23 protein-coding genes are annotated in these 23402 nt (G+C 65.0%); 14 read left to right on the top strand and 9 right to left on the bottom strand.

From position 1 onward, the window contains the following. Window positions 1–77: 77 nt before the first annotated feature. Window positions 78–1631, bottom strand: a complete 1554-nt coding sequence (locus ACIQ42_RS03740; protein ID WP_397420878.1) for an AMP-binding protein — start codon at window positions 1629–1631, stop codon at window positions 78–80. A gap of 136 nt (window positions 1632–1767) precedes the next feature. On the opposite strand from ACIQ42_RS03740, the gene lipA reads away from it, so the two are divergent. Together lipA and ACIQ42_RS03730 are read left to right on the top strand one after the other, a co-directional pair. Next, window positions 1768–2730 carry a lipoyl synthase gene (lipA, locus tag ACIQ42_RS03735; protein ID WP_397420877.1) on the top strand — a complete coding sequence of 321 codons (963 nt, stop codon included), beginning with the start codon at window positions 1768–1770 and terminating at the stop codon, window positions 2728–2730. Further along, a complete protein-coding gene (locus tag ACIQ42_RS03730) occupies window positions 2731–3189 on the top strand; it encodes a type II toxin-antitoxin system RatA family toxin (RefSeq protein WP_397420876.1) in 459 nt (152 codons plus the stop codon). Here the strand turns inward: ACIQ42_RS03730 and ACIQ42_RS03725 are convergent. Then, window positions 3155–4459: an APC family permease gene (locus ACIQ42_RS03725; protein ID WP_397420875.1), complete on the bottom strand. Its 1305-nt coding sequence runs from the start codon at window positions 4457–4459 to the stop codon at window positions 3155–3157. The two genes, ACIQ42_RS03730 and ACIQ42_RS03725, sit on opposite strands and share 35 nt — an antisense overlap. Window positions 4460–4468: 9 nt before the next feature. Next, a complete protein-coding gene (locus tag ACIQ42_RS03720) occupies window positions 4469–4960 on the bottom strand; it encodes a CinA family protein (RefSeq protein ID WP_397420874.1) in 492 nt (163 codons plus the stop codon). 78 nt (window positions 4961–5038) lie between these two features. Between ACIQ42_RS03720 and ACIQ42_RS03715 the strand changes: the two genes are divergently transcribed. Further along, window positions 5039–7324 (top strand): spermidine synthase, encoded by a 2286-nt coding sequence (locus ACIQ42_RS03715; protein ID WP_397420873.1) that lies wholly within the window; start codon window positions 5039–5041, stop codon window positions 7322–7324. 5 nt (window positions 7325–7329) lie between these two features. Here ACIQ42_RS03715 and ACIQ42_RS03710 read toward each other — a convergent pair whose 3' ends face one another. Then, on the bottom strand, window positions 7330–8475 hold the full coding sequence (locus tag ACIQ42_RS03710; protein ID WP_397420872.1) for a bifunctional 2-C-methyl-D-erythritol 4-phosphate cytidylyltransferase/2-C-methyl-D-erythritol 2,4-cyclodiphosphate synthase: 1146 nt from the start codon (window positions 8473–8475) through the stop codon (window positions 7330–7332). A 90-nt stretch (window positions 8476–8565) separates the two neighbouring features. Here ACIQ42_RS03710 and dusB point away from each other — a divergent pair, with 90 nt between their 5' ends. The 8 genes from dusB to hflX all read left to right on the top strand — a co-directional run bounded on the left by dusB (window position 8566) and on the right by hflX (window position 18334). Further along, window positions 8566–9573: a tRNA dihydrouridine synthase DusB gene (dusB, locus tag ACIQ42_RS03705; RefSeq protein WP_397420871.1), complete on the top strand. Its 1008-nt coding sequence runs from the start codon at window positions 8566–8568 to the stop codon at window positions 9571–9573. Further along, window positions 9570–10688 (top strand): nitrogen regulation protein NR(II), encoded by a 1119-nt coding sequence (locus ACIQ42_RS03700; protein ID WP_397420870.1) that lies wholly within the window; start codon window positions 9570–9572, stop codon window positions 10686–10688. Before dusB ends, ACIQ42_RS03700 begins: the two co-directional genes overlap by 4 nt. Further along, entirely contained in the window at window positions 10685–12106 is a 1422-nt protein-coding gene (gene ntrC, locus ACIQ42_RS03695; RefSeq protein ID WP_397420869.1) for a nitrogen regulation protein NR(I), read from the top strand. The genes ACIQ42_RS03700 and ntrC overlap by 4 nt, the downstream gene beginning before the upstream one ends. A gap of 74 nt (window positions 12107–12180) precedes the next feature. Beyond that, complete coding sequence (locus tag ACIQ42_RS03690; RefSeq protein WP_397420868.1) at window positions 12181–14403, top strand: ATP-binding protein; 2223 nt, start codon at window positions 12181–12183, stop codon at window positions 14401–14403. Between the two features lie 13 nt (window positions 14404–14416). Beyond that, window positions 14417–15808 carry a sigma-54-dependent transcriptional regulator gene (locus tag ACIQ42_RS03685; RefSeq protein WP_397420867.1) on the top strand — a complete coding sequence of 464 codons (1392 nt, stop codon included), beginning with the start codon at window positions 14417–14419 and terminating at the stop codon, window positions 15806–15808. A 2-nt stretch (window positions 15809–15810) separates the two neighbouring features. After that, on the top strand, window positions 15811–16674 hold the full coding sequence (locus tag ACIQ42_RS03680) for a D-amino-acid transaminase (protein ID WP_397420866.1): 864 nt from the start codon (window positions 15811–15813) through the stop codon (window positions 16672–16674). 98 nt (window positions 16675–16772) lie between these two features. Further along, entirely contained in the window at window positions 16773–17018 is a 246-nt protein-coding gene (gene hfq, locus ACIQ42_RS03675) for an RNA chaperone Hfq (RefSeq protein WP_397403398.1), read from the top strand. Further along, entirely contained in the window at window positions 17015–18334 is a 1320-nt protein-coding gene (gene hflX / locus ACIQ42_RS03670) for a GTPase HflX (RefSeq protein ID WP_397420865.1), read from the top strand. The genes hfq and hflX overlap by 4 nt, the downstream gene beginning before the upstream one ends. Window positions 18335–18368: 34 nt before the next feature. Here the strand turns inward: hflX and mazG are convergent, their stop codons facing one another. After that, window positions 18369–19184, bottom strand: a complete 816-nt coding sequence (gene mazG, locus ACIQ42_RS03665; RefSeq protein WP_397420864.1) for a nucleoside triphosphate pyrophosphohydrolase — start codon at window positions 19182–19184, stop codon at window positions 18369–18371. 67 nt (window positions 19185–19251) lie between these two features. Further along, entirely contained in the window at window positions 19252–19740 is a 489-nt protein-coding gene (locus ACIQ42_RS03660) for a hypothetical protein (RefSeq protein ID WP_397420863.1), read from the bottom strand. Between the two features lie 110 nt (window positions 19741–19850). Between ACIQ42_RS03660 and ACIQ42_RS03655 the strand changes: the two genes are divergently transcribed. From ACIQ42_RS03655 to ACIQ42_RS03645, 3 genes are all read left to right on the top strand, one after another. Continuing rightward, window positions 19851–20462: a glutathione S-transferase family protein gene (locus tag ACIQ42_RS03655; protein ID WP_397420862.1), complete on the top strand. Its 612-nt coding sequence runs from the start codon at window positions 19851–19853 to the stop codon at window positions 20460–20462. 92 nt (window positions 20463–20554) lie between these two features. After that, the gene (locus ACIQ42_RS03650; protein ID WP_397420861.1) at window positions 20555–20812 is read left to right on the top strand and encodes a type II toxin-antitoxin system ParD family antitoxin; all 258 of its coding nucleotides are present in this window, start codon (window positions 20555–20557) and stop codon (window positions 20810–20812) included. Then, window positions 20809–21105 carry a type II toxin-antitoxin system RelE/ParE family toxin gene (locus ACIQ42_RS03645; protein ID WP_397420860.1) on the top strand — a complete coding sequence of 99 codons (297 nt, stop codon included), beginning with the start codon at window positions 20809–20811 and terminating at the stop codon, window positions 21103–21105. The genes ACIQ42_RS03650 and ACIQ42_RS03645 overlap by 4 nt, the downstream gene beginning before the upstream one ends. Before the next feature lie 79 nt (window positions 21106–21184). Here ACIQ42_RS03645 and ACIQ42_RS03640 read toward each other — a convergent pair whose 3' ends face one another. Genes ACIQ42_RS03640 through ACIQ42_RS03630 form a run of 3 tightly spaced genes read right to left on the bottom strand, consistent with a single transcriptional unit; the run spans window position 21185 to window position 23375 of the window. Further along, the gene (locus ACIQ42_RS03640; protein WP_397420859.1) at window positions 21185–21787 is read right to left on the bottom strand and encodes a phosphoribosylglycinamide formyltransferase; all 603 of its coding nucleotides are present in this window, start codon (window positions 21785–21787) and stop codon (window positions 21185–21187) included. Further along, the gene (locus ACIQ42_RS03635; RefSeq protein WP_397420858.1) at window positions 21784–22602 is read right to left on the bottom strand and encodes an MBL fold metallo-hydrolase; all 819 of its coding nucleotides are present in this window, start codon (window positions 22600–22602) and stop codon (window positions 21784–21786) included. Before ACIQ42_RS03635 ends, ACIQ42_RS03640 begins: the two co-directional genes overlap by 4 nt. Then, window positions 22599–23375 carry a TatD family hydrolase gene (locus ACIQ42_RS03630; RefSeq protein ID WP_397420857.1) on the bottom strand — a complete coding sequence of 259 codons (777 nt, stop codon included), beginning with the start codon at window positions 23373–23375 and terminating at the stop codon, window positions 22599–22601. Before ACIQ42_RS03630 ends, ACIQ42_RS03635 begins: the two co-directional genes overlap by 4 nt. Between the last annotated feature and the right edge of the window lie 27 nt (window positions 23376–23402).

Below are 23402 nucleotides of genomic sequence, written 5' to 3'. Positions count from 1 at the left end.
GCCTGAATTACGCAATGGTCCCACAAGGGGCGAAGGGTTGGGCCCACCATCGTTGCGGGCGGGTGCCGAACAGGGCCCTATCCACCCCGCTGCATCTCGGTATCCACAATCCGCTGCAGGGCCACATAGTCGGTCTTGCCCGTGCCGAGCACCGGGATTTCCTGCACATGAATGATCTTGCGCGGAACGGCCAATTCGGGTGCGCCGATGGACTTGGCGTGGGCGATCACGCTTGAGGGGTCGGCGTCGCGCCGGTCTGTGACCAGGATCAGCCGCTCGCCCTTTTTCGGGTCAGGCAGGGAGACCACGGCATGGCGGCTGTCAGGCCAGACGGCGGACGCCAGATCCTCGGCGGCCGTCAGCGACACCATCTCGCCGCCGATCTTGGCGAAGCGTTTGACGCGCCCCATGATCGTGATCCAGTCGTCGTCGGTGATAGAAACGACGTCGCCGGTATCGTGCCAGCCCTCGCTCGGTGGATCGATTCCGCCGTTGGCGTTTAGGTATCCAGCCATGATGTTCGGCCCTCGCACGAGCAGCTTGCCGCCGCCGGGAATGCCTTCCACGGGCTCAAGCCTAGTTTCCACGCCGGCAAGCAGCCACCCGACGGTGCCGCGCCGGTTATCGGTGGGAATGTTGCAGGCGATGACGGGGGAGGCTTCGGTTGCGCCGTAGCCCTCCAGCAGCGGGATCGGCCCGAACTTCTCGTGGAACATGTTGTGCGTTTCTTCCCGCACCCGCTCGGCGCCGCAGACAGCGAAGGCCAGGCCCGACAGTTCGTCTGGCTCGGCGGACCTCGCATACTGGTTCAGGAAGGTGTCGGTGGCGAAGAGGACGTTGGCCTTGGTGTCCTTCACCAGCGGCGGAATCTGCTTGATGTGCAGCGGCGAGGGGTACTGGATTGACTTCATGCCGCCCAGGATCGGCAGCAGGGCTCCGGCGGTAAGGCCGAAACAGTGGAAGATCGGCAACGGATTGAACCACACCCAGTCGCGGTTCATCGGGAACAGCCCTTCGATCTGGCGCGCATTGGTCACCAGATTGGATTGGGTAAGCACCACGCCTCGGGGTGCGCCAAAGCTGCCGGACGTGAAGAGGATGACCCCGGGATCCGACGGCGTGGTTGCAGCCCGGAACCGGCTGGGGAACGCACCGGCCGTAGCGGCGAACAGCTTGTCGGCCAGGCCGACGGTGGCGCGCACGTCTTCGAGATAGACCACTTTGGTCAGGGTCTCGAGCGCATCGATAAGGTCGTGCAGCTTGCCCTGTTCCACGAACCGGTGGGACGTCAGCACCGTCTTGACGCCGGCCAGTTCGCAGGCGGCCTTCAGGTTGCGGATTCCCGCCGTAAAATTCAGCATTGTCGGCACGCGGCCAAACGCATGCAGTGCAAAGAACGTCACCACGCCGCCCGAGCTGGACGGCAGCATCACGCCAACCCGCTCCCCGCGCGCAGTAAAACCGGAAATCTTGCGGCCGAGCGCAAACGCCGCCCGGATCAGATCCGTGTAGCTCAGCGGATTACGCTCCTGATCCTCGAGGATCAGTTTTTTGGCTCCATAGGTCTTCGAGGCCGCGATCAGCGCGTCAAAAACTGTGGACTGCGCCAGGGCGCTGTCGAACGCACGCAAGGGCGCGTCTCCCGTATTGTTGTCGTTGGCCGAGAGCCTATCGGCTGGCGCGCGTTGTGGAAAGATCGGTGTCGTCGCATTTGTCCAGACGAAGCCTGTGCTTGATCCGGACGTCGCGAAGGACGATCTAGAGACCATGGCCGTAGTGATCGACACACTGAAGGTGCCCCGTCCGCGTCACCCCGAGAAGCAGGCGCGGCCGGACACGCCACTGCTTCGTAAACCGGAATGGTTGCGCGTCCGCGCGCCGGGCTCTGCCGGCTACAACGCCACCCGCGAGATCGTGAAAAGCCACGGGCTGGTGACGGTCTGCGAGGAGGCCGCTTGCCCCAACATCGGCGAGTGCTGGTCCAAGAGCCATGCCACCATGATGATCATGGGCGAGACCTGCACCCGCGCCTGTGCTTTCTGCAACGTCGCAACCGGAAAGCCCGAGCCGCTGGATCCCACCGAGCCCGCGCGCGTGGCCGATGCGGTGGCGAAGATGGGCCTGAAGCATGTGGTCATCACCTCGGTGGACCGCGATGACCTGGCCGACGGCGGCGCGGCGCATTTCGCCGCCGTGGTGCTGGCGATCCGCGCCGCAGCGCCCGGAACGACCATTGAGATCCTGACGCCGGACTTTCTGCGAAAGCCCGTTGAGGGCGTGTTCGGCCTGATCGACGCCCGGCCGGACGTGTTCAACCACAATCTGGAGACCGTGCCGCGCCTGTACCTCAGCATCCGTCCGGGCGCCCGGTACTACAACTCGCTGCGCCTTCTGGAACGGGTGAAGGAACGCGACTCCACCCAGTTCACGAAGTCCGGGATCATGGTGGGCCTTGGCGAGGCCAAGGAGGAGGTGATGCAGGTGATGGACGACATGCGTTCCGCCGGCGTCGACTTCATCACCATCGGCCAGTACCTACAGCCTACGCGCAAGCACGCCGCTATCGACAGGTTCGTGCATCCGGACGAATTCCACGCCTATGAGGAAATCGCCCGGGCCAAGGGGTTCCTCATGGTCTCGGCCAGCCCGCTGACCCGCTCCTCGCACCATGCTGGCGAGGACTTCGCAAGGCTCCAGGCCGCGCGCCAGGCCCGGGACTCAGGACGTTAGGTGCGCCACCACGTCTCCAAGGTCTTGCCCTACACGCCCGAGCAACTGCTGGAACTGGTCGGCGACGTTGATCGGTATCCGGAATTTGTGCCCTGGATCAATGGCATGCGGACCTGGAACGCGCGGGATCTGGGCGAGGGCGTCGATACGCTGGACGCGGAGGCCGGCGTGGGTTTCTCGTTCCTGAAGGAACGGTTCGCGACCCGGGTGCGGCGGAACAGAGCCGTCCAGAGCATAGATGTCAGCCTGCTGTCCGGGCCCTTCCGCAAGCTTGCCAACCGATGGGAATTCTTCGAGGCCGAAGGTGGAACCCGGGTCGAGTTCGACATCGATTTCGAATTCAAGTCGCGTTTGCTCGACGGGATGCTGACGGCCAATTTCCACCATGCGGTGGACCGCCTGATGGCCTGTTTCGAGGATCGCGCTAGGACGCTCTACGGCCCGCCATCCAGCGGGTAAGGCCGAAGAGACCAAGACCGATGGCCAGAACAGCCAGCAGGGGCGGCAATTCCTTCGTCGCGCCTAACGCCAGCACACCCGAGAACAGGATCGCTGTGGCCAGGGCGATGGGCCCTGCGGCCGGAAGGCGGAACTGGGGCTGCGGCGCATCGGCGCGGCGGGTCATCCGGAACAGGGCCACACAGCAAAGGATGTAGGCGACCAGCCTCGTAGCCGTCGCGAACGTCAGGGCGCCGATCAGATCGCTGAAAATCGCGAAGCCGAAGGACAGTCCGCTGGACACCAGGATCGCGATCCAGGGCGTACGCCAGCGTTCATGAACGCGCGCCAGGACCGCCGGGAGCTGCCCCTGCTCGGAAATGGCCAGCAACATCCGCGGCATGGAGATCAGGATCCCCAGGATCGTCCCCAGGATCACGGCGCCGGCGCCCAGCGACACGGCAAGCGCGCCGAACGAGCCAAAGAGCTGACGGCCGGCTTCGGCCAGTGGACGGTCTGTCGCGGCCGGCTCCGCCAGAACGCCCACGCAGATCAACAGCACAGCCGCATAGGCGAACGTGACGGCCGCCACGCTGCCGATCAGGGCGAGAGGCACATCGCGCTTCGGATCCCGGGATTCGCCAGCCACCACGGAACCGCGCTCGAAACCGGAGTAGGCGAACAGGTAGATCAGGATCGCCTGGGTCAGGGTGGCCGGCGGCGGTGGCGCGTCGGTCACGATCAGTCGGTCTGGTTGAACAAAAGCGACGCAGGCCACCAGAAAGGCCAGCACGAATCCGACCTTCAGGAGCACCAGAGTGTTGCTGGCCCCGGCGGAGCGTCGGATACCGGTCAGCACGATGGTGGAGAGGGTGACACCAAGTCCCGCGATCAGGACCAATCGCGGCCACCCTTCACTGATCTCCGGGACGAAACCGGCGAGATAGCTGACAAGCAGGTTGGACAACGTCGCGACCGACAGGGCCTGGCTGATCCACAGGAGCCATCCGACCGAGAAAGCCACCGTCGGCGGCAAGACCTGCCCGGCATAGACATAGGGGCCACCAGTGGCCGTGAATCGACTGCCCAGATCAGCAAAGCAGAGGATCAGCGGCATCAGGATGAGAGCGCTGATGCCCAGGATCACAAAGCTCCAGTCTCCCGCCAGCCCGAAAACCTTCGACGGCGCTGCCAGCATGCCCGCGCCCATCATGGCGTTGAGCAACAGTCCGACAAGATCGCGACGGCGCAGAGCCCGAATGAGATGGAGCGTTTCCGTGGAGGCGGTCATCCTCTCTATCTAGACCATGCGGTCCCGCATCGCCTGCAAGGCGGCCTGAACCGCAGCCAGCTGGATCTCCTCGCGTGTTTCCACCTCGAAGAGTTCCTCCTGGTGAATGATCCGCTGGTTGGAACGGGCTGTGGCGATGTGCACCAGACCGACCGGCTTCATCCGGGTACCGCCGCCCGGACCGGCCACGCCGGTGATCGCGACCGCGATATGGGCGTTTGAGGCTTCCAGCGCGCCCTCCGCCATCATTCGGGCGACGGGTTCGGAAACCGCTCCCAGATCTGCAATAAGGTCGCCGGGCACGCCCAGCATCTCCTGCTTGGCGCGGTTGGTGTAGGTGACGAACCCGCGTTCGAAAACGTCAGACGCGCCCGGGATCGAGCAGATCGCCGCCGCCACCAGCCCGCCCGTGCAGCTTTCCGCCGTGACAATCCGGAGCGAACGCTCCCGCGCCTCGTCGATCAGAAGGCGGGCGAGGGTGACAATCTCCAGATTGAACATAGGCGCTAGGTCTCTTTACCGGTTGGATTACACCACAGAGCATCGCTCCTCCCTTCCGATCAAGGCGATTCGAGACCCATGACCACGCTTGCGGCCACCGCATCGGCCAGACCGGCCCCACCCGCGCTGTTCGCGGTGACCATTTTCACCAGTGCTGCGCTCGTATTCCTGGTGCAGCCGATGGTGGCCAAGCTGGTCCTGCCGTTGCTGGGTGGGAGTTCGTCGGTCTGGAACACCAGCATGGCGTTCTTCCAGATCGCCCTGCTGGCGGGATATGCCTATGCGCACCTGCTGCAGCGCGTGGCCTCAATTCAGCGGCAGGCGATCATTCACTGCGCCGCTCTGGTCGTGGCCGCCCTTGTGCTGCCGTTGCGGGTGAGCGAACTGGCCGGGCCGCCGTCGTCCGACAATCCCAACCTCTGGCTTCTCACCGTCCTGACCCTTTCGATCGGCGCGCCCTTCGCCATCCTGTCGGCTACCGCACCGTTGGTGCAGGCCTGGTACGCCCGGACAACTGGCGCTGTGGAGGGCAAGGAACCCTACGCGCTCTATGCGGCGAGCAATCTCGGCAGTCTGATCGCGTTGCTGGCCTATCCAATCGCCGTGGAGCCGGCCCTTACGCTGGTCGGGCAGAGGTTCGGCTGGAGTGCGGGCTATGGTTTGTTTGTCGTCCTGATCGCCAGCCTCGGGTTCGCGGTCTCGCGGGCTCGCTCTGCCTCGACGGACCAGTCGCCGGGGGCTGTCGGCAAGACCTCCTGGCGCGACCGGCTGATATGGATCGCCCTGGCGGCCATCCCGTCCAGCCTGATGCTGGGTGTAACGACCTACATCACCACCGATGTGGCTTCCGCGCCGTTCCTCTGGGTGCTGCCACTGGCGCTCTATCTGATCACCTTCATCGTCGCTTTCCAGGCCAAGCCCGCGATCTCGCCGGCTCTGACGCTGACGCTGCAAGGCGCAGCGCTTGCCGTCTGTGCAGCTCTGCTGCCGTTCCGGAGCACCTTCTTCGGGCTACAGTTGTTCATCCATCTGGCCGCGTTCTTCCTGACGGCGCTGATGTGCCACCAGCGGCTGGTGGCGCGCAGGCCGGAACCCGGGCGATTGACCGAGTTCTACCTCTGCCTCTCCATCGGTGGCGTTGTGGGTGGCGGGTTCAACGCCTTCTTGGCGCCGGTGATGTTCCCGGATGTCTGGGAGTATCCGATCATCCTGGTGCTCGCCTGCCTGGCCAGGCCCTGGGGCAACCTCAATCGGATTCCCATCTGGAACTGGTCCCTGCTGATCCTTGGCGTTGGGGCGGCGGTGGCCACACCGATCGCGGTGACATTTGCATCGTCTCAGCTGACCACCGAAACGATCGTCGGCGCTTTCGACCAGTCGGAACTGTTCGACATGGCGATGAAGGGCCTGCTGGCCCTGGCGGTCATCTCGGCCTTCCTGGTCCGGCGACAGGCGCTGTTCTTCTTCGCGATCATTGCAGTACTGTCCTACGCCGCTGAGACAGCTGCCGACCGAACTGACACGCGCCAAAGTTGGAGAAGCTTCTTCGGGGTGCTGAAGTTGTCCCAGACCCAGGTTCCCAGCCTGGGCGGGACGGTCAAGATGCTGGCCCATGGCACGACCCTGCACGGCGCCCAGGCGCAAAGACCAGAGTATCGCTGTCGGCCGCTGGCCTACTACACCCCGCGTACGCCTATCGGGCAGGTGTTCACCGCCATGGCGGCGGCGCGGCCCAATCTGCGGATCGGCGCTGTGGGCCTGGGAACCGGATCAGTGGCGGCCTACGTGCGGCCCGGCGACCGGCTGACGTTCTTCGAAATCGATCCGCTGGTGGTCAAGGTCGCCAGCGACCCCGCAAATTTCAGCTACACGAGCGAATGCGCGAAAGCCCCGGTGGACTACGTCATCGGTGACGCGCGACTGACGGTCGCAAAACAGCCGGCGGGGTCGTTTGATATCCTGCTGATCGACGCGTTTTCATCCGATGCGGTGCCGGCGCATTTGCTGACGGTGGAGGCGGTGAGGGGGTACCTGACCAAGCTGAAGCCTGACGGCATCCTGATCCTTCACCTTTCGAACCGGAACCTCGACCTGCTGGGGCCGGCGCAGTCGGTAACCCGCAAGGCCGGCGGTTGGGCCCTGGTTCAGGAATATCGGCCGGACAAGGACCCGATGGGCACATGGGAGTCGCCGGAAGACGCAGTCATTGCGGCAAACAGCCGTCAGGCGCTGGCCCGGTTCGCCGCCGACAACCGCTGGCGGCCGGCCAATCCGTTCCTCGTGCGCCCCTGGACGGACGACTACACCAATCTGGCGGGGGCCATGTACGCGAACCTGAAAGCGCGGTGGGTCTGGCTGCCCTGAGCGGATCAGGCCAGCGTTTCCACCATCACAACCGCCTGCGCCATCAGGCCCTCTTGCCGTCCGGTGAATCCCATGCCCTCGGTCGTGGTGGCCTTGACGCTGATCTGGCCGATCTGAAGGCCGGTGATGTCGGCGATGCGGGCCCGCATGGCGTCGCGATGCGGGCCGATCTTCGGGCGCTCACAGACGAGGGTGAGGTCAATGTTCACGACCCGCCCGCCCTGGTCGGCCACCAACTGCATGGCGTGGGCCAGAAAGCGATCCGATGAGGCGCCTTTCCATTGCGGATCGGACGGCGGGAAATGCTGGCCGATGTCGCCCTGCGCTATGGCGCCGAGGATGGCGTCGGTGAGCGCATGCAGCGCGCAGTCGGCGTCGGAGTGGCCAATCAGCCCCTGATCGTGGGGAATACGCACCCCGCAGAGCCAGACGGCGTCGCCGGGGCCGAAGCGATGGGCGTCAACGCCCTGGCCGATGCGGGTGATACGGTGCGCTCCTGCGAGGTGTTCGGCCATCAGGAAGTCCTCCGGATAGGTCAGTTTCATCAGCATGGGATCACCCGCGACCATGGCGATCCGTCCACCGGCCCGCTCAAGGACCGATGCATCGTCAGTAGGCTCCAGGTCCGCCGGCCAGGTGCGATAGGCGGCTTCCAGCGCCGCGCGCCGGAAGGCCTGGGGGGTCTGGGCTCGCCAGAGGCCATCGCGAGACACGGTCTGGGCCACTTCCCCATCGCCGCGCTTTAGAGTGTCGGGGACCGGCAGGCTCGGGATGGCGCCGTCGCGGTCCGCCAAAGCGGCGATCAGGCGTTCGACGTGAGCCCGTGTCACGAACGGACGCGCCGCATCATGAATCAGAACCACATCGCCCGGATGGGGGGGCAGAGCAGCCAGGCCCGCACGAACCGAGGCGGCGCGGGTTGGCCCGCCCGCAACGGCGCGCCAACCCGAAAGTGCGTTCAATGCACCGTCCGCCGTGGCGACCCGATCCGCCGCGACGACCACCACGATCTCCCGGGCGCCGGCGGCCAGAAGCGCTTCTACCGACCAGCGCAGGATCGGCCGGCCTGACAGAATACGCCAGGCTTTGGGATCGCCGGGGCCAGCGCGAAGGCCGTCGCCAGCGGCGACAATGACAGCGGAGAAGGTCATGCTAGGGTCTTAGGCAAGCCTGATCGATTGTTCCAGCTTTACGCGGCCCACGTATTTGCCTAAAAAGTCGGCGGTGGGGGTGACTAGTAAATGGGCAGTACGCTCAAACTGGGAAGTGTCGAGGTCGGGGGACGGGTGTGGATCGCGCCCATGACCGGGGTTTCTGACCTCCCGTTCCGCCGCGCGGCCAGCCGGCTCGGCGCCACCTATGTGGCGACCGAGATGGTCGCTTGCGCCGAATTTTCGAAGGGTCGACCGGACGTGGTGCGCCGTGCGGCCGTGGGCGAGGGACTGCCGTTGATGGTGGTCCAGCTCGTGGGCCGCCGGCCCGACCACATAGCCGAAGGCGCGCGCCTCGCGGTCGCAGCTGGCGCGCAGATCATCGATCTCAACTTCGGATGCCCGGCCAAGGAGGTCACTGGGGTGATGGCCGGCTCGGCGCTGATGCGGGAACCTGACCTTGCGGTCGAACTGATGGCCGCTGCGGTGGAAGCCGTGAGCGTACCGGTGACGGTCAAGATGCGTCTGGGCTGGGACGATACGTCGCGCAATGCCCCGGAGTTGGCGGCGCGCGCGGAGGCCGCCGGTGTCCGCGCCGTGACCGTGCACGGCCGCACCCGGTGCCAGTTCTATAAGGGCGCGGCGGATTGGGCGGCGGTTCGACCGGTCAAGGACGCCGTCTCGATCCCGTTGATCGTGAATGGTGACATTGTCGATGGCGCCAGCGCCCACGCCGCACTCCAGGCGTCCGGCGCTGACGGCGTGATGATAGGGCGCGGGGTTTACGGTCGCCCCTGGGTGGCCACGCAGATCGAGGCGATCCTGGACGGGCGACCCTTTGCAGAACCTGACGCTGAGGTCCGCTTGACCATCGCCATCGATCACCTTCGGGATAGCCTGGGCTTCTACGGCGAGCGCCTGGGCCTGCGGATTTTCCGCAAACACCTCGCCGCCTACATAGAAAACGCCCCATGGCCTGCCGATGCGCAGGCCAGAAGAGAAGCGCGCTCGAACCTCTGTCGTCTGGAGGACGCCAAACTCGTCGAGCAGGGGCTAACCCGCCTCTGGGGCTCTCCGGAACACAGGCTGGGCTCATGAGTGGCAGGACAAGACTCCAATCCTTTGGCGTGGATATGGACGCGTTGAAAGCGGCGGCCTTTGAGCTGAGCCCCGATCCGGCGCTGGTCGTGGACGCAGCCGGCTCTCTGGTCGCAGTGAATGAAGCGGCGGAATCACTGTTCGGTCAGGGCCTCGCTTTGCTCGCGCGTGGCCGCTTCCGCGCGGCGCTCCCGCACGGCTCGGCGTTGGTTTCACTCCTAAACCGGGCCATTGAGGAAAATGGTCGCGTCCGCGAGCGGGGCATCCAGATCAGCCTCTTCGGTTTGCCGCCGTTCGAGGCGGACGGCGCCGCCGCCCCGCTTGGCGATGGATCGGTGCTGCTGACCCTCAGCGTCAGGAACGGGCTCGGCAACGAGCGCAACGCGCACGAGGCGGCGGGACTGCGATCGCTTGTCGGCCTGGGACGCATGCTGGCCCATGAGATCAAAAACCCCCTGGCCGGAATCCGGGGCGCTGCCCAGCTTCTTAAGAGCGGCGCCAAGGCCGAAGATGTTCCGCTGGCGCAACTCATCGTCGAGGAAACCGACCGGGTGCGCCGGCTGGTAGACCGGATGGAGGCGTTCTCTGACGACGCCCTGCCGACCCTTACACCGATCAATATCCACCAGATCCTGGATCGCGTGCGCGCTCTGGCCAGCAACGGCTTCGCAGACGGGCTGGGCTTGAAAGAGATTTATGATCCCTCTTTGCCTCCGGTGCCGGGGGATGAGGATCAACTCATCCAGATCTTCCTGAACCTTGTGAAGAACGCGGCCGAGGCGGCGAACTCCCGGAACGACGGTCGCGGGGAGGTTTCGATTCACACCGCCTACCGTCACGGGGTGCGGGTACGCGCCGCCAAGGGGCAGGCGTTGCGGGGCGCGCCGCTCGAGGTGCGGATCCAGGACAATGGACCTGGCGTGCCGGAGCATATCCGCGAGAGCCTGTTCCAGCCCTTTGTGACGTCCAAGACCAACGGCGCCGGCCTGGGGCTGGCGCTGGTCGCCAAACTGGTCGCCGGTCACGGCGGTCTGATCGATTTCGAGTCCGAACCGGGCCGCACGGTCTTTCGTGTGTTGTTGCCGATCGCGGCTCCTGAGGATGCCATCTCATGAATACCGCGACCAAGAAGATCCTCATCGCCGACGATGATGCCTCGATCCGGCTGGTGCTCAGTCAGGCCTTCACCCGTCTGGGCTATCAGGTCCGCGCCACCGGCAACGCCACCACATTGCTCAAGTGGGTGACCGATGGGGAAGGCGATCTGGTGATCACCGACGTGGTGATGCCGGACGAAAACGTCTTTGATGTGCTGCCCCGGATCAAGAAACAGCGGCCAAAACTGCCGATCATCGTCATGAGCGCCCAGAACAGCCTGATCACGGCGGTGAATGCGGCCGAGGTTGGGGCGTTCGAGTACATCCCCAAGCCGTTTGACCTGGATGACATGACGTCGGCCGCCCGCCGGGCGCTGTCTAGACCCGCCGATGCAGAAGCCGCCAAGGCGCAGGCGCGGGCCGTCCGCGATGACCGCCTGCCGCTGATCGGACGTTCGGCCCCCATGCAGGAGGTTTATCGCACCGTGGCCCGTCTGGTCGGGGCCGACCTCACCGTTCTGATCACCGGCGAGTCCGGCACCGGCAAGGAACTGGTGGCGCGCGCGCTACATGACATGGGTCGCCGCCGCGACGGCAAATTCGTGGTGATCAACCTCGCGGCCACGCCACGCGAGCGGGTCGAGACAGAGCTGTTCGGCAAGGATGAAACCGACCAGGGCAAACTGGTCGATGCAGACGGCGGCACCCTGTTTCTGGACGAAATCGGAGACATGCCGCTCGACGCCCAGACGCGCCTGCTGCGGGTTATCGACGGATCAGAGCCCACGTTAAATCCCAAGACGGGTCGCCGACCGAACGTGCGGATCATCGCGGCCACGAACCGGGATCTCCGTGCATTGATCCAACAGGGCCTGTTCCGGGAGGACCTGTTCTTCCGCCTGAACGTGGCGCCTCTGCGTATTCCGCCGCTCAAGGATCGGTCAGAGGATATTCCGGATCTGGCGCGCGCCTTTCTGCTGCGCGCCAATCGCGAGGGCCTGCCGGCCAAGACAATCGACTCGGGCGCGCTCGACCGGCTGAAGCGCCACAACTGGCCGGGCAATGTGCGTGAACTCGAGAACCTGGTCCGACGGGTCTGTGCGCTCTATGGCGAAGACCTGATCACCGCGCGGATCATCGAGAAGGAACTGGCAGACCAGCAGCCGGTGATCCACGGCCAGGACGGCCCGGCGACACTCTCCCAGCTGGTGGAGCAGAAACTGGCGACCTATTTCGCCGATCAGCCGGACGGCATCCCGCCTGTTGGGCTGTATGACCGGGTGCTGGAGGAGATGGAGCGCCCCCTGATTCAGCTGACTCTGACGGCGACACGCGGCAACCAGGTCCGGGCTGCGGAAATCCTCGGCCTCAACCGAAACACGCTGCGCAAGAAAATACAGGACCTCGGGGTCGAGATGGCGCGAGGACGTCGCTGAAGCCCCGTCGGCGGGATGTGTAATCCGGCCACATAGTTGTTGATTCCGGACCACAGTGGCCTAGACTCGAGTCAATGGCGTTTCTGGCCCATCTTGCGTTGAATCATCCGTCCCTGGGCCGGATCTGGACTGCGTTGCAGTCCCGGCTGGTGCTCGGGATTGGTTACGGCGTGGCGGCCGCGCTCACCAGCCTGGCCATTGTCGTGGCGGCCTACCCGCCCACCGAGGGACCAATCGGACCGATCAGCCGGCTGATCCTGGCGGTGCTGGTTTTGAACATGGTCCTGATCCTGGGCCTGATGACGGTCATGGCCCTGCGGATCGTGGCGCTCATTCGTGTCCGTCCCGATGACGCCGGGGCGCGGCTTCACCTGCGGTTCGTGCAGTTGTTTGCCGCCGCAGCCCTGGTTCCGGCCCTGGTTATCGCGGTCTTTTACGGGGCGGTCGTCAATCAGGGCGTGGAAAAACTGTTCAGCGAACGCGTCCAGACCGTCGTCGAGAACTCGGCTACGGTGTTCCGGTCCTACGTCGCCGAGCAAACCAGCTACATCTTCGACCATGTGACCGAGGGCATGGCCACGGACCTCAATCGCGAGGCTGGCGCACTGCAGGCCCAGCCTGAAGCCGCCAACGACTATCTTTCGGCGCTGGCGTCCTATCACGGCTTTCCGGCGGCCTATCTGATCAATGGCAAGGGCCAGATCGTCGCCCGGGCCGATAGCGCCGGCGCGCCGCCCTTCCTGACGCCTCCGCCCGAGGCGTTCAGCGGGGCTGACAAGGGCGATCTGTTCATCGTCAACCCACCGGGATCGGACGTCATGCGCGGGCTCTATCGCCTGATCGCGTTCTCGGACGTCTATCTCTACGTTTCAAGGCCGCTTCAGCCAGGCATCACCTCACGTCTTCGCGACGCGGAGGGGTCACTGATCTCGTATCGCGACATCGCTCAGAACCGGAAGAAGATCCAGATGATCTTCACCGTCAGCTACATCGAGACAGCGTTGCTTCTGCTGGTGGGTGCCGTCTGGCTGGGGCTGGGCGCCGCAGCAACAATTTCCGCACCGGTGGCGCGTCTAGTGCAGGCGGCGGGCCGCGTGGCCAAGGGTGATCTCAGCGCACGGGTGGACGCCGAGGCCGATCCCGACGAGATCGCTGTCTTGTCACGTGCATTCAATAGCATGACCCATGATCTTCAGGCTCAACAGGAGGCCTTACGTCGGGCCAGTGAGGAAGCCGAGGAGCGGCGCCAGTTCATCGAGACGGTGCTGGCGGAGGTCAGCGCGGGCGTGATTGGTCTGGATCCGGACGGTCGGATCTCGGTGGCCAACCGACAGGCCGCCGTCCTGCTAGCGCTGCCGGGTGATCATGGCCGTGGCCGTCGGCTGGCCGAGACTGTGCCGGAATTCGCCGAACTCGCCGCCGCTGGCCGATCTGGTGAGGCCGAGGAGGAGATCGACGTCGCGCGCGGGCGGGATTCCCGACGGCTGCGGGTGCGCGCCAGCCAGAGCGAAGGGGGCCTGGTTTTGACCTTCGACGATGTGACCCGTCTGGTCGCCGCCCAGCGCAACGCGGCCTGGCGTGATGTGGCCCGCAGGATCGCCCACGAGATCAAGAATCCCCTGACCCCTATCCAGCTATCGGCCGAGCGCCTGCGGCGAAAGTTCCGGCAGAACATCGCCCCGGCGGATCTGGAAACCTTTGACCGTTGCACCGACACCATCGTCCGGCAGGTGGGCGATATCGGACGCATGGTGGACGAATTCTCGTCCTTCGCCCGCATGCCTGCGCCGCGGTTCGAACGCCTTGACGCTACAGAGATGCTGCGCGCTGCGATCTTCGCCCAGCGCGTCGCGAGCCCGGACCTGATTGTCGAACTGCAGGAGCCCGCACCTGAAGTTGCGCTGTTCATAGACGGGCGAATGATCGGTCAGGCTCTGACCAATGTGCTCAAGAACGCCGCCGAAGCTGTCGAGGCGCGCCGCTCGGGGGCCTCGCACCTCAAGGGTCGCATCACGGCGCGACTGATCGTGGCGGACGGCACCGTCATCATCGAGGTCGAGGACAATGGCGTGGGCCTTCCGGCCAAGGATCGGGATCGTTTGACCGAGCCCTACGTGACGACCCGCGAGAAGGGCACCGGGCTGGGTCTGGCGATCGTCAAGCGCATCCTCGAGGACCACGGCGGCGATCTTGAACTGACGGATGCGCGCGCAGGGCAGGGTGCGTTGGCGATCCTTCGATTGCCGTCTACCCGGCCCGCACGCATCCAAAACACGCCGCGGACCGTATCCGCATGATGAGGAACACCTGATGGCGGCTGACGTTCTGGTAGTCGACGACGAGGCTGATATTCGCGATCTCGTCGCCGGAATCCTGACCGACGAGGGCTACGATGTCCGAACGGCGAGCGACTCCGAGAGCGCGCTGGCCGCCATCCGCGCCCGCAAGCCGTCGTTGCTGATCCTCGACATCTGGATGGCCGGCGGCGGGATTGACGGCCTTGAGCTGCTTGACCTGGTCCGGGCGCTGGACGCCGACCTCCCGGTGATCATGATTTCAGGCCACGGCAACATCGAGACCGCCGTCAGCGCCATCAAGCGCGGCGCCTATGAGTTTCTGGAAAAGCCGTTCAAGTCGGACCGGCTGCTGCTCGTGGTGGAACGGGCCCTGGAGACCACCAGCCTGCGCCGCGAGAACCGCCGCCTGCGCACCCAGGCGATCACGCCCGAGGGCCTGATCGGCCGCTCGGTGGCTTCACAGCAACTGCGCCAGATGATCGGAAAGCTGGCCGGCGCCAACAGCCGGGTCCTGATCTCGGGGCCGGCGGGCTCCGGCAAGGAAACCGTCGCCAGGCTCATCCATGGGGCCAGCCCCCGCTCTCGCAATGAGTTCGTCCCCATCAGCGCGGCCGGCATGACGCCGGAGCGGATGGATGTTGAGCTCTTCGGCGAGGAAGGCACGACCAGTCGCACGGCCAAGATCGGGGTGTTCGAACGCGCTCACGGCGGTACACTCTATCTGGACGAAGCCGCCGATATGCCGCGCGAGACACAGGGCCGGATCCTGCGGGTTCTGGTCGAGCAGCGGTTCCGAAGGGTGGGCGGCGATGCCGACGTTCAGGTCGATGTTCGGGTTATTTCGTCCACCTCTAAAGACCTCCGCGCCGAGATTGCGGCGGGACGGTTCCGTGAGGACCTGTTCCATCGGCTGAACGTCGTCCCCGTCAATGTGCCCGGGCTCAGCGAACGCCGCGAGGACATCCCGGAACTGATCGAAAACTTCATCGACCGGATTTGCGAAGCCTCTGGAATGCCGCGCCGTCGCCTGTCGGATGATGCGCTGGCCATGCTGCAGGTCCGGGCCTGGCCGGGAAACCTGCGGCAATTGCGGAACAATGTGGAGCGGATGCTGATCCTGGCGTCCGGCTCGCCGTTGGATCCGATCACGGCTGACATGCTGCCGCCGGAAGCCTCGGTGCAGGACAGTTCCTCCTCGCTCGGCGCCGAGAGGATCATCGCCCTACCACTGCGGGAAGCCCGGGAGGTGTTTGAACGCGACTATCTCACCGCCCAGATGCTGCGGTTCTCGGGCAATATCTCCCGGACCGCCGGCTTCATCGGGATGGAGCGCTCGGCCCTGCATCGCAAACTTAAATCCCTGGGCCTGTCGGGCGGCCGCGGCCTGGATGTCGAGGAGAACTGAGCGTGTCACGCATCGCCTATGTGAATGGCCGCTTCGTGGCGAAGACCGACGCCGTCGTGCATATCGAGGATCGTGGCTACCAGTTTGCCGACGCTGGCTATGAGGTCTGGGCGCTGTTCGGCGGCAAGCTGAGCGATCCGGAGGGACATTTCGCCCGCCTGGAGCGCAGCCTTGGCGAGTTGCGGATCCCCATGCCGATGAGCCGCAAGGCGCTTACCGTCGTGCTGAAGGAAACCGTCCGCCGCAACCGGGTGAGCGAAGGCCTGGTCTATCTCCAGGTCAGCCGCGGCGTCGCCCCGCGCGATCACGCTTTCCCGGCCGCCGATACGCCGCCGGCCATAGTCATCACGGTCAGCCGCGTGGATCGCGAGGCCTCCGAGGCGAGGGCCCGCAAGGGAGTCGCCGTCGTCACCACGCCGGAGAACCGCTGGGGTCGGTGCGACATCAAGACCGTCGGCCTCCTTCCCAATGCCATGGCCAAACAGAAGGCCCGCGAGGTCGGTGCGGTCGAGGCCTGGTTTGTGGATGACCTGGGTCTGGTCACCGAGGGCGCATCCTCCAACGCCTGGATCGTCGATCGCGACGGCGCCCTGCGCACGCGGGACACCAACGCCAACATCCTGCGGGGCGTGACCCGGCTGTCATTGCTGGATGTGGCGCGCCAGGCCGGACTGAAGGTCGAGGAGCGCCCGTTCACGCCCCAGGAAGCGCTCGACGCGCAGGAAGCCTTCATCACCGGCGCGGGAACCCTGGTGCTGCCTGTCGTGTTGATGGACGGCAAGCCCATCGGCTCGGGAAAGCCCGGACCGGTAGCGGCGAGGCTGCGGGCGCTCTATATCGAGCATGCGAAGGCAACTGCGGTCTGAACGACCGCGAGCGATTGCAACCGTCGCAAATTGCGGCATAGCGTGAACTTGTGTGTGGGCGGATTTGCCGCCCGATCAAAATAAGAGGCGGAAAGCCAATGAGCGAGAAAAAGCAGAACCTGCAGGACACGTTCCTCAACAGCGTGCGCAAGACCAAGACCCCCCTGACCATTTTCCTGGTGAATGGCGTCAAGCTTCAGGGCGTGGTCAGCTGGTTCGACAATTTCTGCGTCCTGCTTCGCCGGGACGGCCAGTCGCAACTGGTCTACAAGCACGCCATCTCCACCATCATGCCGTCGCAACCCGTGCAGCTGTACGAGCCGGCGGACGACGAGGTCGATTGAGCACTTCAAAATCTGTAGATCGTGAGGCGCCCGTCCAGGGCGCCCTCGTCATCCATCCTGATCGGGAGGGGCGCGGAGACGCGCGCCTGCCGGCGGCCCGGCTGGAAGAAGCCGCGGGCCTGGCCCTGGCGCTTGACCTGGAGGTCCGCGAGACCCTGGCCGTCAATCTGCGCAAGCTGACCCCGGCCACCCTGTTCGGCAAAGGCAAGGTCGAGGAGATCGCCGCCCTCGTTGAGGACCTCGACTGCGACGTCGTGATCATCGACGACGCCCTGTCGCCCGTACAACAGCGCAATCTGGAAAAGGCCTGGCAGGCCAAGGTGATGGACCGCACGGGCCTGATCCTCGAGATCTTCGCCCGCCGCGCGCGCACCCGTGAAGGCCGCCTGCAGGTGGAACTGGCGCGGCTGAGCTACGAGAAATCACGACTGGTCCGCACCTGGACTCACCTGGAACGCCAGCGGGGCGGGTTCGGGGTGATGGGCGGCCCGGGCGAAACCCAGATCGAAACCGACCGTCGCCTGATCGCCGAGAAGATCCGCAAGCTGAAGCTGGAACTGGTGGAGGTGCGGCGCACCCGCACCCTGCAGCGCTCGGCGCGCAAGCGGGTGCCGTTCCCGACGGTGGCGCTGGTGGGCTATACCAACGCCGGCAAATCCACCCTTTTCAACCGCCTGACGGATGCCCACGTGGTGGCCGAGGATATGCTCTTCGCCACCCTCGATCCCACCCTGCGCACCCTGAAACTCCCGGATGGCCGCCCCGCCATCCTGTCGGACACCGTGGGCTTCATCTCCGACCTGCCGCACGAACTGGTGGAGGCGTTCCGCGCCACTCTGGAAGAGGTCAGGGAGGCGGACGTGGTTCTGCACGTCCGCGATATCGCCAGCGAGGAGAGCGCCGCCCAGGCGCAGGACGTACGCACCGTTCTCGGACGTCTCGGCGTCGACATGGAAGCCCGCGCCATCCTCGAGGTGTGGAACAAGGCCGACCTGGTTCCCGCCGACCGACAGGCGGATCTGGCCCATGACGCGCGCCGGGCTGATCCAGCCGCGGTGCTGGTGTCCGCCGTCACCGGGCAGGGGTGTGACGCGCTCTTGTCCATCGTGGCGGGGTTGGTCGACGAGGCGCCGCCCATCGACATCTACGCCCCGGTAGGAGAGGGGGCTGCGATCGCCTGGCTTTACCGCAATGGCCGGGTTCTGGAGCGCGTGGACGGCAAGGACGGGTCAGTGCGACTGGCGGTCAGCCTGTCACCCCAGGCCATGGGCCAGTTCGAGCAGATGTATCCGCGCGCGGAGATGCGCGCGCACTGATCCTTGTCCCCCGCCATCGGGAGCGACGGAGCCGCTAGACACGCTCGGCGGCTTTCGCCTGATCCCAGAGCGCGTCCATCTCGGCGAGATCCGACTGATCCGGCGTTCGGCCCCGCTCCGCCAGCCGCGCTTCCACATACTGAAACCGCCGAACGAACTTGGCGTTTGTGGACCGCACCGCATCCTCGGGGTCGATATCCAGGCTGCGGGCGAGATTGGCGGCCACGAAGAGCACGTCGCCAAGTTCATCGCGGGCCTTGACCATGTCACCGGCCTCCACCTCGACAAGCAATTCGCCCACCTCTTCGTGCAGCTTGGCGACCACGTCCTGAACCGTGGGCCAGACAAAGCCGACGGATGCCGCGCGTTTCGAGAGCTTCACGGCGCGGGTCAGGCCAGGCAGGCCCACCGGCACATCATCGAGCAACCCGGCCGGGCCGGTGGCCTTGCCGGCACGTTCGGCCGCCTTCAGGGTTTCCCAGCCTGCCTTCTGATCCGACAGCGAGGCATAGGTCTCGTCGGCGAAGACGTGGGGATGCCGACGCACCATCTTATCGTTGATGGCGCGGGCCACGTCGTCGAAGTCGAAGGCGCCTTTTTCTTCAGCCATGCGGGCGTGAAACACCACCTGCAGCAACAGATCGCCCAGCTCGTCCTTCAGGTCGGCCAGGTCATTGCGCTCAACAGCGTCGGCTACCTCATAGGCCTCTTCGACCGTGTAGGGCGCGATGGTGGCGAAGGTCTGTTCCAGATCCCAGGGGCACCCATCATCCCGGTCGCGCAACCGCGCCATGATCGCCAGCAGACGCGCCATAGGCGGAAGGTCGGCAGACGGAGCAGGGCGGGGCATGGAGACTCAAGGGGCTGACGCGGCGTGTGCCGATCAGAGCGCGCGCCGCACGCCTATGCAAGCCGCGTCAGCGCTGGGCTATCTCGGCGTCACGGACCAGCTTCCGGGCGAAGCGGTCAAAGGTCCACTCGGCATCCGACCAGATCCAGTTGTAGGAGGCCTGGCGGATATCGCTCTCGTACCAGCGATAGGAGAGGGGCTTCTCGCTGCCGTCGGCGGCGACAATCCTGCCCTTGATCGCCGCACCGCCGATGCCAAAGCTCTGCATCGACAGGCCAGGGGTGTCGCTGAGCTGCTTGAAGGTGGGGCGGTTCGGCTTCACGTCCGTCAGCACCAGTTCGATCCGCGCGCCATCGTGGGCGCCGCTACGGGCCAGTGTTTTCTCGACAGACGACTGCAGATCGGCCGTCAGACGCTCTGCCTCCCGGACGCCGTAGGTTTTCTCGAACGTCTTCTGAAGCTCCGGCGCGACGGCGACGGTGACCGAGACTGGCGCTGCGAGGGCGGCGGTGGCGCTGGCCAGCAGGGCTGCGGCGGATAGGGCAAGGATGCGCATCGGCAAGGCTCCAGGATTGGCGTCACATTAAGAGTTGGCGACGGGTCGGTCTCGGCACAAGTGCGTGAGGCGATTTACGGTCGAGGCCGGACGCTGCTATGGCCCAGACTATGGCGCTGACGATTTACGGCTCTTCACGATCACGCACGATGCGCACGCTCTGGATGGCGGAGGAACTTGGTCTTGCCTACGACCATGTTGAGATCGATTGGGACGATCCAGCGCTGAAAGCCTCCGGCTTTTTGCATCTCAATCCAGCCGGCGCGATCCCGACGATTGACCACGATGGCTTCGGCTTGAGCGAGTCTCTGGCCATTAATCTCTACCTGGCAAAGACGTTCGGCGGGGCGGGACCCACGCGGCTCTATCCCGACGATCCTAGAGCTGAAGCAGAAGTCTGGCGTTGGACGCTCTTTGCGCAGGGACATCTGGAGCCCTGGGTGAGGCGGGACGGCGGACGTCCTTTGCACGAAGGCGTCATGGCCGACTTTGCGCTCGCCGAAGCGCATAGCGCCCTTGTACAACTCGACTCAATCCTCACCAAACGAGACTGGCTGGTGGCGGATCGCTTCACTGTTGCTGACTTCAACGTGGCCTGCGTGCTCTCGCCGTCACGCACCGGCCCGCTGGATATGTCGAACCATCAGCCGACGATCGAGTGGCTATCACGCTGCTATGGTCGTCCGGCTGCCCTGGCTGCGCGCGCGAGGTTTACGGCGTAAGGGGCGCCAGCACGTGAGAATCAGTGGTCGGCTGGATCGAAGTTTGATAACTGTTCTGAACTCAAGTGGAAAAGTCTCCAGGGAGCCGTTACATGATCAGCGCCGATCTTGGCCGTCAGCTTGAAGGTTATGTCGCGCAACTCGTCGAGACCGGGCGTTACAACTCCAAGAGCGAGGTCCTGCGTGAGGGCGTGCGCCTCGTGCAGGAGCGCGAAGCCCGCCTGGCCGCGCTCGATGCCGCCATCGCTCGGGGGTTGATGGACGCCGAGGATGACCGCACAGTTTCGGCTAGCGAAGTCTTTGATCGACTTGGAAACAAGTACCAGTCGCTCATCCAGACGGCGGAATGATTGTCCGGATAACCGCTGCTGCGGAGCGCGATCTGGAAGCCATCGGGGACTACATAGCGCTCGATAGTCCACACCGCGCGCTGACATTCATCCAGGAACTGCGCGCCAAGTGCGATGATCTGGCGACATTGCCAGAGAGGTTTCCATTCGTTCCTCGATATCGCCCCGTTGGAGTCAGGCGGCGGGTCTATGGCAACTATCTGATCTTCTTCAGGGTCGAGCCGGATAGAGTGACAGTGCTGCATGTCCTGAGCGGGTTCATGGACTATGATGCAGGGCTGTTTCCTGATTGAGGGGGCTCGTTACGCGAACAATGTTTCGCGCCAATATGCGCCTAAGTAATATTATCGGAAATCCGAGACGTACCCAAACTCACGCCAACGCCAAAGACCCCTCAGACAGGCGCTTCAGCGTTTCGACAAAAAACAGCGGCTCCAGCGCGGTTACGCGGCTCTCAAGGCTGTCGACGGTGTCGCCAGGTTCCACATCGACCCAGCGGCGTGTCAGTTCTGGCCCGCGGTCGTAGACCTCATCGACGCCGTGAATGACGATTGCGCTGCGCGACACGCGGGCGTCGATCACAGCCTCATGCACCCGCCGGCCATACATGCCTTCGCCACCGAACTCGGGAAGCGGTCCGGGATGGATGTTCAGGATGCGACCCTTGAACCCCTCCAGCGTCTTCGGGCCCAGGTGCCGCAGATAACCGGACAGGATAATCAGGTTAACGCCGTGATCCCGCATCGCCTCGGCCAGGCGCGCATCGGCGGCGTCCGGATCGCCAACCGTAGGCGCCCACAGGCACGGCAGACCCTGCGCGCGGGCCCAGTCCAGCGCACCGGCGTCACGCCGGTTGCTGACCATCAACCGCGCCTCCGCCGACAGATCCCCGTGCTGGATCGCTTCACAGATCGCGCGCGCACTGGATCCATTCCGTGACGCGAGGAAACCCAGCCTAAGCGGTTGAACCGTCAAGAGTTAATGGCCTCAAGCTCATGATGGATAACCATGCCGTCGTAGCCCGGCTCTACGCCGTCCGGCAGCTCCGCCAGAAGCTGGCGATAGTCGAGATCAATATGCATGTTGGTGAGGATGGCGCGCTTTGGCTTGGCGCGCGCGATCCATTCCAGTGTCCGCTCCAGATGGGCGTGTGTGGGATGCGGGGCGCGGCGCAGGGCATCCACGATCCAGACGTCGAGACCGGCCAGCGCCTCGAACGCCGCATCATCCAGATTAACCACATCGCTGGAGTAGGCCACGCCGCCAAAGCGGTATCCCACAGACCGCACCCCGCCATGGTCCTGGTCAAAGGTCACCACGGGGATGGCGCCGCTCGGCCCGTCAATGCGCCATGCAACCCCGTGCGCCGGGATATCCTCAGCATTGCAGATCGCCGGATAGCCGCCCTCGCCTTCGAAGATATATCCGAACCGACGCATCATCGTCTGATGAGTGGCCTGATCCATCCAGCACGGAATGCGCGCGCGCTGGCGGATGAAAAACGCGCGCACATCGTCCAGGCCGTGCACCTGATCAGCGTGGTCGTGGGTCAACAGCACTGCGTCCATCCGCTTGACGCCCGCCCGCGCCGTCTGAATGCGCATCTCGGGCGAGGCATCGATCAGGACTGTGGTTTGGGGCCCCTCCCCCAGCCGTCGGGCGAGGAGAGAGCAACGCATCCGGAAATTCCGGGGTTCATCCGGATCACAGACACCCCACTCACCATCCGCACGCGGCACGCCGCCGGATGATCCGCACCCCAGGATTGTGAACTCAAGGAGTCCGCTCATGGCCGGGTTATCCGGGTGAAAAGGTTGAAAAAAGCCTCCGTTGTGCGCGCCTCGGCCTCGGCCATAGACCAGCCGCGCACCTCGGCCAGCTTGGCCAGCACGTGCGGCACATAGGCCGGCTCATTGCGGCGGCCGCGATGGGGGATCGGCGCCAGATAGGGGCAGTCCGTCTCCACGATGATGCGGTCCGCCGGCATCTCGCGGATGACGGCGCGGACGTCCTCAGCGGCCTTGAACGTGGCGATGCCCGAGACGGAGAACCAGGCCCCGAGATCTGCACAGCGCCGGGCCAGCTCAGCGCCGGAGGTGTAGCAATGCATCAGCAGCCGGAACGGCCCGGCGGCGTGCTCCGCCTCCAGAATCTCGCCCATGACCTCATCGGCCTCGCGGGTGTGGACCACCAGTGGCAGGCCGGTCTCGCGTGCGGCGGCGATATGGGCGCGAAACACTTGGGCCTGGATGTCGCGGGGGCTGAGATCATAGTGGAAATCCAGTCCGCATTCGCCGATGCCGACCACGCGAGGATCGGCGGCCAGCGCGATCAGGGTCTGCGCCGAAAGCTCCGGATCTTCCTTCGCCTCGTGCGGATGGGTGCCGACGGTGCACCAGATGTCCGGCTGATCGGCCAGGGCGCGACACGCGGCAAAATTCGAAACCCGGTCGGAGATGTTGACCATCAGCGCGACACCGGCGGCCCTGGCCCGCTCGATCACCGCCTGACGATCTTCGTCAAACTGGGGCGCGTGCAGGTTTACGTGGCTGTCGATGATCATCCGCTAGGCCCGCGCCGCGCGCCGCAG

It is taken from the genome of Phenylobacterium sp. (assembly GCF_044372605.1).
In the GTDB taxonomy this organism is placed as follows: Bacteria; Pseudomonadota; Alphaproteobacteria; order Caulobacterales; family Caulobacteraceae; genus Phenylobacterium.
The sequence above is the reverse complement of the archived record's forward strand: the minus strand, read 5'-3'. Positions and strand labels throughout refer to the sequence as shown.

Excerpts from the sequence above, each read along its gene's own strand:
- lipA (WP_397420877.1), top strand. The coding sequence starts at position 1,768 with ATGGCCGTAGTGATCGACACACTGAAGGTGCCCCGTCCGCGTCACCCC.
- ACIQ42_RS03725 (WP_397420875.1), bottom strand. The coding sequence starts at position 4,459 with ATGACCGCCTCCACGGAAACGCTCCATCTCATTCGGGCTCTGCGCCGT.
- ACIQ42_RS03720 (WP_397420874.1), bottom strand. The coding sequence starts at position 4,960 with ATGTTCAATCTGGAGATTGTCACCCTCGCCCGCCTTCTGATCGACGAG.
- ACIQ42_RS03715 (WP_397420873.1), top strand. The coding sequence starts at position 5,039 with ATGACCACGCTTGCGGCCACCGCATCGGCCAGACCGGCCCCACCCGCG.
- ACIQ42_RS03710 (WP_397420872.1), bottom strand. The coding sequence starts at position 8,475 with ATGACCTTCTCCGCTGTCATTGTCGCCGCTGGCGACGGCCTTCGCGCT.
- dusB (WP_397420871.1), top strand. The coding sequence starts at position 8,566 with ATGGGCAGTACGCTCAAACTGGGAAGTGTCGAGGTCGGGGGACGGGTG.
- ACIQ42_RS03700 (WP_397420870.1), top strand. The coding sequence starts at position 9,570 with ATGAGTGGCAGGACAAGACTCCAATCCTTTGGCGTGGATATGGACGCG.
- ntrC (WP_397420869.1), top strand. The coding sequence starts at position 10,685 with ATGAATACCGCGACCAAGAAGATCCTCATCGCCGACGATGATGCCTCG.
- ACIQ42_RS03690 (WP_397420868.1), top strand. The coding sequence starts at position 12,181 with ATGGCGTTTCTGGCCCATCTTGCGTTGAATCATCCGTCCCTGGGCCGG.
- ACIQ42_RS03685 (WP_397420867.1), top strand. The coding sequence starts at position 14,417 with ATGGCGGCTGACGTTCTGGTAGTCGACGACGAGGCTGATATTCGCGAT.
- hfq (WP_397403398.1), top strand. The coding sequence starts at position 16,773 with ATGAGCGAGAAAAAGCAGAACCTGCAGGACACGTTCCTCAACAGCGTG.
- mazG (WP_397420864.1), bottom strand. The coding sequence starts at position 19,184 with ATGCCCCGCCCTGCTCCGTCTGCCGACCTTCCGCCTATGGCGCGTCTG.
- ACIQ42_RS03660 (WP_397420863.1), bottom strand. The coding sequence starts at position 19,740 with ATGCGCATCCTTGCCCTATCCGCCGCAGCCCTGCTGGCCAGCGCCACC.
- ACIQ42_RS03655 (WP_397420862.1), top strand. The coding sequence starts at position 19,851 with ATGGCGCTGACGATTTACGGCTCTTCACGATCACGCACGATGCGCACG.
- ACIQ42_RS03650 (WP_397420861.1), top strand. The coding sequence starts at position 20,555 with ATGATCAGCGCCGATCTTGGCCGTCAGCTTGAAGGTTATGTCGCGCAA.
- ACIQ42_RS03645 (WP_397420860.1), top strand. The coding sequence starts at position 20,809 with ATGATTGTCCGGATAACCGCTGCTGCGGAGCGCGATCTGGAAGCCATC.
- ACIQ42_RS03635 (WP_397420858.1), bottom strand. The coding sequence starts at position 22,602 with ATGAGCGGACTCCTTGAGTTCACAATCCTGGGGTGCGGATCATCCGGC.
- ACIQ42_RS03630 (WP_397420857.1), bottom strand. The coding sequence starts at position 23,375 with ATGATCATCGACAGCCACGTAAACCTGCACGCGCCCCAGTTTGACGAA.